Here is a 6,801-nt window from a genome sequence, read left to right as displayed (position 1 = left end):
ACACCCCTCTCCGCGCCCCCGTTTCCCCCACCCGGCGGTCTGGGCGCGGGGCGCCGGCGCCGCGCCCCTCCGGCGCCCCGCCCGCCCCCGCCGGGGGGGGCCCGCCCCCGCCCCCCGGGCCCGGCCGCCGGAGCCCGGGACGCTGCGGTCCCGGGCTCCGGCCCGATCAGCGCGCCGTCACCAGTTCGCCGGTCAGCTCCGGCTCGATGCTCCGCACCGACGGCTCACCGCGCCGTCCGCGCGCCGCCCGGCGGCCGGAGGGAACGGCCAGCGCGGCCAGCGCGGCCGCCAGCGAGATGCCGGTGAGCAGCAGGAAGCCCATGGTGAAGCCGGCCTCCCGGGGCAGCCCGCTCGCCTGCGGGTGGGCGGTGATCACGCTGCTGGCCACCGCGGCGCCGATCGCGCCACCGATGGTGCGGATGTTGGCGTTCATGCCGGTCGCCACGCCGGTCTGGCGGGCCGGCACGCTGGCCACGATGAGGTTGGCCATCGAGGCGAAGGCCAGCCCGATGCCGACGCCCACCAGGCCGCCGGCCACGCCGATCTCCCAGCGGGTGTCGTGCGCGACGGTCAGCATCGCCGCGGCGAGCACGTTGAACATGGCGCCGGTGGAGAGCTGCGCCTTGGCGCTGAACCGGGACGCCAGCCGGCCGGCGACGAGGCCGGCCACGAACATGCCGACCAGCATGGGCAGCATGAGCAGCCCGGCCTGGGTGACGCTGGCGCCGAAGCCGTACCCGGCGCTGGTGGGGATCTGCACGAACTGCGGCAGGAAGGCGTAGACGGAGAACATCGACGCGCCGTAGAGCAGGGCGACCAGATTGGTCGTCCAGACCGCCGGCAGGCGCATCATCCGCATGTCGATGAGCGGGTTCGCCGAGCGCGTCTCGGCCACCAGCCAGCCGGCCAGGAGCACGCCGGCGAGCGCTAGCAGGCCGATCACCCGGCCGGACGTCCAGCCCCACGTGGCGCCCTTGCTGACCGGCAGCAGCAGCGCCACCAGCCAGCTGGAGAGGAGGAGCGTGGCCGTCCAGCTGATCCGGCCCGGGGTACGCACCGGCGACTCCGGCACGAACCGGTGCGCCGCGAGCGCGGTGAGGCCGACGACGACCATCGGGATCCAGAACAGCCAGCGGTAGCCCAGCGTGGCGACGATCGGCCCGGCCAGCACGACGCCGAGGCCGCCGCCGGCCGCGACGATCGCCGAGATCGCCGCGACGGCCGAGCTCACCCGGGCGGCGGGGAACTCGTCGCGGATGATGCCGAACGAGAGCGGGAAGACGGCGCCGCCGATGCCCTGGACGACCCTGGCGACGATGAGCATGCCGATGTTGGGCGCGACGGCCGCCAGCAGGCAGCCCAGCGCGAGCGCGGCGAGGGAGACGACCAGGGTCCGCTCCTTGCCGACCATGTCGCCGACCCGGCCCAGGACCGGGGTGAAGATCGACGCGGAGAGCAGGTAGGCGGTCAGCACCCAGGTCACGGTGTTCTGTGAGGTGTGCAGGTCCTGCTGGATCGTGGGCAGTACCGGGGTGATCAGCGACTGGAGCATCGCGAAGAAGCCGGCGCCGGCCGCGAGGACGAGGAAGGTCAACCGGCGCGAGTCGCGCCGGACGGTGTCGATCACGGAGAAGGCTCCCGTTCACGTACGAGGTATTGGGCCTGGGGTGTCTCAGCGGGTTGCGGGCATGGGGGACCTCCCGGGGTCCGGTGTCTGGTTCGCCGATCGCGCCGGCTGGGATCGGGCGGGAAGGCCGGAGTAAGCTATCCGGAGGCAAGGCTCCGGTCAGTTCCGGAGGGGTGCCTCCACTAACGTAGCGGAGGGGTGCCTCCGTTTGCAAGACGAAAGGGGTGACGCGCGTCATGGCCAGCGCCGACCAGCTCGGGGAGGTCTTCGCGCGCCGCCCGAAACGGGCCGATGCCCGGCGGAACTACGACGCGCTGATCGCCGCCGCCCGGGAGGTGTTCGGCGAGTGCGGCGCCGGCGCGTCGCTGGAGGAGATCGCCCGGCGGGCCGGGGTCGGCATCGGGACGCTCTATCGGAACTTCCCGAAGCGCCGGGACCTGTTCGAGGCGGTCTACGTCGAGGAGGTGCGTGCGCTCAGCGCGTCGGCCACCGACCTGGCGGACCTGCCCGCGTGGGACGCCCTGGTCGCCTGGCTGCACCGGTTCGTCGCCTACGTCGGCACCAAGCGGGCCCTCGCCGAGGAGCTGGTGCACGACTCGGAGGTGTTCCGCAGCTGCCGCACCGAGATCTACGCCGCGGGCGAACCGTTGCTGCGCCGCGCCCAGGAGGCCGGCGCGGCCCGGCCGGACGCCAGCTTCGACGACGTGGTGCGGCTGGTCAGCGGCATCATGGCGTACCAGTTCCCCGAGCCGGCCCAGCGCGACCGGGTGCTGGCCATCGCCCTGGACGGCCTGCGCCCCCCGGCGACGGACCGCTGACGCTCCCGCCGGCCGCGGTCGGCTGACCGTTGCCGGCCGGCGGATTCCACGAGGGACCATAGGGGTCGCGGGCGTTGCGCCGGGTGTCGACAATGGTGCGACACCCGTCGTGGCCCGGAGGTGACGATGCGCGAACCGGCGACCCGGTCCCGGCCCGCCCGGGAGAAGCTTCCGGCAGGCGGTCCCGAACTGCTCTCCCTGCTGGCCCGGCTGCTCCGGCGACCCCGCCGCGGCGACCGGCGGCTGCCGCTGCTCTGGCTGGTGAGCCCGGCCGGGGCCGGCGCGGTGGGCGCCCTGCTGCGCCGCTTCGTCGGCCAGGGCGCCCGGCGCCGCGTACCGCACGCCGTGCTGGACCTGGCCGCCCGACCCGCGCGCGACGCCGCCGCCCGGCCCGGGCCCGACGACGTCGCGGGGGTGCTGCGCGAACTGCACCGGCAGCTCTCCGTGGAGGCCTTCGGGGCCGCCCGGCTGCGGTTCCGGCACTACCCGCTGGCCGACTGGCTCATGCACCAGACCCTGGCCGTCGGCGTGGACGCCGCGGACAGCGGCCGGGCCGCGCTGGTCCGCCGGCTGCGCGACTGGCGGGGCCGGCGGGCCGGCGACGATCCCCAGGTGGGCGGCGGCTCCGCCATCGGCACCGCGCTCCAGGTGCTGCTCTGGCTGCTGCGCCGCGCGATGCCGAGCGTGGTCTTCCGGATCGCCGTCTCCGGCCGGGTGCCCGTGTTCGGGCGGCAGTACCGCTGGTTCATGCGGCAGCAGTACCTGGCGCCCCGGCAGTCGGTGACGTTCCTCGGCTTCGCCGAGCGGCTCACCGCCGGCTGGCGCGACGGCGAGCACCCGGCGCAGGTGGAGAAGCTGCTGCTGCACGCCTTCCTGGAGGACCTGCGGCAGGCGTACCGGCGGCGGTTCTGGCGGCCGGGCGACTGGCGGCGCACCGCGTACCCGGTGCTCCTGCTCGACGGGGTGAGCCCGGACAACGTCGGGCACACCCTCGTCCGGCTGCTCGACGAGGTGCGCAACGAGACCGGCCGCAACGACCCGCTGCTGGTGGTGGCGGTCGCCGCCGGCCCGCCGCCGGAGCCGGCCGCGACCCGCCCGGTGGCCCAGGCCGAGGAGGCGTACGACGAGTGGGCCGACGCCCTGCCGGAGATCCGGCGGCTGCGCCGCGCCGGCGCCTGGCTCGTGGTGCTGCGGATCGACGGCGACGACCTCGCCGCCCCGGTGGGGGTCGCCCCGCCGGCGCTGGTCGCCCCGGACCCGCCCTGGTGGTCGCGGCGGTTCCTGCCGGCCGCGGTGGCCCTGGTGCTGCTGGCCGGGGTGGCCGTATGGGCCACCGGGCGGTGGGCCCCGGACTGCCGCCCGTGGCCGGGAGACCGGGTGAGCGTGCGGCTCGTCGGCGGGGAGTGCGTCGGCTACAGCGACACCGCCGGCCAGGTGTTCAACAGCGAGCCCGGGCAGGACCGGCTGCGGGCGGTGCAACGGCGGATCTTCGCGCAGAACCGGGCCGCCGAGGAGGTGTGGTCGCGCAGTGACCACCGCCGGCCCTACCTGACCCTGGTCTACCTGGGCAGCCTCACCGGCAACCGCACCCGGGCGGACGAGGAGTCCTACGTCTCCGAGCGCGAGGAACTGGAGGGCATGGCGGCCGCCCAGTACGCGCTGCTCAAGGAGTCGGCGGCGGCGGACGACGCGGCGCTGCTGCACATCGTGGTGGCCAACGCCGGCCGGCAGATGCGGCACGCCGGTGCGGCGGTGCGGCTGCTGGAGGGGCTGGCCCGGGACGACCCGACGGTGCTCGGCGTGGTGGGGCTGGTGGACAGCCGCAGCAGCACGGCGTCGGCGCTGCGCGAGCTCAACCGGGTCGGCCTGCCGGTGCTCGCGCCCACCCTGTCGGCCGACCGGATGGACGCCAACTCCAGCCTCTACCTGGCCATGTCGGCGCCCAACCGGGAGCAGGCCCGGATGGTCGAGACGTACGCCCGGCAGGTGCTGCGGGTAGGGGAGGCGCACGTCTACTGGACCACCGGCGAGGGCAGCTCGCTGGACGAGGACCTCTACGTCGCCACCCTGGTCGACGGGCTGCGGGAGCGGTTCGGCAGCCGGCTCACCCGGCTCGACGAGTGGCGCAGCGGGCGGCGGATGACCCAGGAGTGCGGCTACCGCGGGATGCTCTTCTTCGCCGGGCGCTGGTCGGAGTTCGACGGGTTCCTGCGGGCGCTCAAGGCGTGCGGCGCCGACCCGCCCCGCCACCTGGTCGCCGACGACTCGGTGAACCGCTACATGGCCAACCCGGGGCTGCGGGCCAGCGCCCCCGGCAACCTGCCGGTGACGTACGTGTCGAAGGCCGCCCTGGCCACCTGCGCCGCGTTGCGGGCCGCCCAGGCCCGGCGGGACGACGCCCGGGGCAGCTTCCTCACCTGGATCGGCGCGGACGACCTGCTCGACCCGCCGCGCTGCCGGGACGGCGCCGGCCCACCCGTCGGCGAGCGGGTCAGCCTCGCCTACGACGCCTCGATGATGGTGGTGCGCGCGCTGGAGAGCCTCGCCGCCCGGCTGCGGCACGCCGACACCGGCCGGCGCTGGGACCCCCGCGCGGTCAACCCGGTCGGAGTGCACGCCGAGGTGCTGCGGCAGAACGCGGCCGGCGGCTACCCGGGGGTCGGCGGGCTGATCCGGTACGCCCCGGACTCCGGTGAGCCGGTCGCCAAGCGGCTGGCGCTGCTCACCGTGGCCCGGGTGCCCGACGTCGCCGCCGCGCCGGTCGAGGTGTTCGCCTGCGGGGTGGCCGACGGCGGCCCCGACCCGGGCTGCCGCCCCCGCTGACGCGGCGACGGCCGGCGGCCCCCGAGGCGCCGCCGGCCGTCACCGTCGGGTCAGGACGCGTCGACGTCCGCGTTGCTCGGCCGGCCCCACGGGCCGGTGATCGCGAAGACGTAGCCCGGGGACTGGATGTTGGCGAACAGGATCTTCCCGTCCGCGCTGAACGTCGGGCCGGTGAACTCGCTGTCGTTGAGCTCGTTGCGGGCCAGCGGGTACGCCTTGCCCTGCTCGGTCACCCCGACCAGGTGCGACACGCCCTCGCCGTCCTCGGCCAGGATCACCCCGCCGTACGGGGAGACCGTGATGTTGTCCGGCCCGTCGTAGTTGCCGTTGTCCGCCGCCGGGTCCGGGTTCACCCCGAAGATGGTCTTCAGCGTCACGGTCTCGGTGCGCGGGTCGTAGAACCAGACCTGGCCGTCGTGCTCGTGGGCGCTGCCGTCGTCGAGCCGGGCGAAGCTGGCCACGAAGTACGCGCCGCCGTCGGCCCACCAGGCGCCCTCCAGCTTGCGGCTGCGGGTCACCTCCGCGTCGGTGAACTGCTTGCGTACCGAGACGGTCCGGGCGTCCCGGTCCGGCACGTCCACCCACTCGACCTTGTAGCGGGTGCCCGGGGTGGTGGCCTCGGAGAGGTCGGCCACGTGCTGGCTGCCCCGGAAGCAGTTCATCGCCTGGAGGCGGCCGGCGGTGGCGCCGTCCGGCCGCTCGGCGAGCGCCCGCAGCGCCCCCTTGCCGGCGCGGAACCCGGCCGGCGGGGTCCAGCGGAAGTAGAGGCCGTTCGGGCCGCCCGCGTCCTCGGTCAGGTAGATCGCGTGGGTGTACGGGTCCACCGCGACCGCCTCGTGCGAGTAGCGGCCCAGGAACTTCAGCGCCACCGGGTTCTGGTTGGCGGCCCGGTCGTGCGGGTCCACCTCGAAGACGTACCCGTGGTCCTTGAGGTACTGCCCACCGGCCTTCTGCTCGGTCTCCTCGCAGGTCAGCCAGGTGCCCCACGGGGTGATGCCGCCGGCGCAGTTGTTGTGGGTGCCGGCCACGCTGACGTACTCGCGCAGCCGCCGCCCGCGCTGGTCCACCTCGATGGTGGTGGTGCCGCCGCGGGCGCCCGGGTCGTAGGTCAGCCCGGCCAGCGCCGGCACCGGGAACGGCTCGCCGCCGCCGATCTCGTGGTTGTTCACCAGCACCGACCCGTTGGGGCCGAGGAAGCAGCCGGTGCCGTCGGCGTCGCTCGGGGTGGCCTGCCCGGACTCCAGCAGGGTCACGCCCGCCTGGGCGACGATGGTGTAGGAGAAGCCGGGCGGCAGGGCCAGCAGGCCGGCCGGGTCCGGGACGAGGTCGCCGTAGCCGACCGCCGGACGGGTCGCCGCCCGGGCCGCCGCCGGGCCGGCGATGGCGTCCAGGTTGCCGGCCACCACGATGCCGAGACCGGCGGCCGCGCCGCCGTGCAGCAGGGCTCGCCGGGAGATGGGGGAGGAGGTCACGTCATTGCCTTCCTGTTCACATCGGTGCTCAGGGCAGAGGCAAGTCGGGCCGGGGGAACGG

Annotated in this window: 4 protein-coding genes; 2 read left to right on the top strand and 2 right to left on the bottom strand. The window is 75.2% G+C overall.

All coding sequences use genetic code 11. From position 1 onward, the window contains the following. Positions 1-166 precede the first annotated feature (166 nt). The gene (locus AB0F68_RS26610) at positions 167-1,627 is read right to left on the bottom strand and encodes an MFS transporter (protein WP_357343057.1); all 1,461 of its coding nucleotides are present in this window, start codon (positions 1,625-1,627) and stop codon (positions 167-169) included. A gap of 224 nt (positions 1,628-1,851) precedes the next feature. On the opposite strand from AB0F68_RS26610, the gene AB0F68_RS26605 reads away from it, so the two are divergent. Further along, a complete protein-coding gene (locus AB0F68_RS26605) occupies positions 1,852-2,445 on the top strand; it encodes a TetR/AcrR family transcriptional regulator (RefSeq protein ID WP_357343055.1) in 594 nt (197 codons plus the stop codon). 126 nt (positions 2,446-2,571) lie between these two features. Next, positions 2,572-5,268, top strand: coding sequence for a hypothetical protein (locus AB0F68_RS26600; RefSeq protein ID WP_357343053.1), 2,697 nt, complete (start codon positions 2,572-2,574; stop codon positions 5,266-5,268). Between the two features lie 50 nt (positions 5,269-5,318). Here AB0F68_RS26600 and AB0F68_RS26595 read toward each other — a convergent pair whose 3' ends face one another. Next, positions 5,319-6,740: an alkaline phosphatase PhoX gene (locus AB0F68_RS26595; protein WP_357343051.1), complete on the bottom strand. Its 1,422-nt coding sequence runs from the start codon at positions 6,738-6,740 to the stop codon at positions 5,319-5,321. Between the last annotated feature and the right edge of the window lie 61 nt (positions 6,741-6,801).

This window comes from Micromonospora sp. NPDC023966 (assembly GCF_040639095.1).
Lineage (GTDB): Bacteria > Actinomycetota > Actinomycetes > Mycobacteriales > Micromonosporaceae > Micromonospora.
The sequence above is the reverse complement of the archived record's forward strand: the minus strand, read 5'-3'. Positions and strand labels throughout refer to the sequence as shown.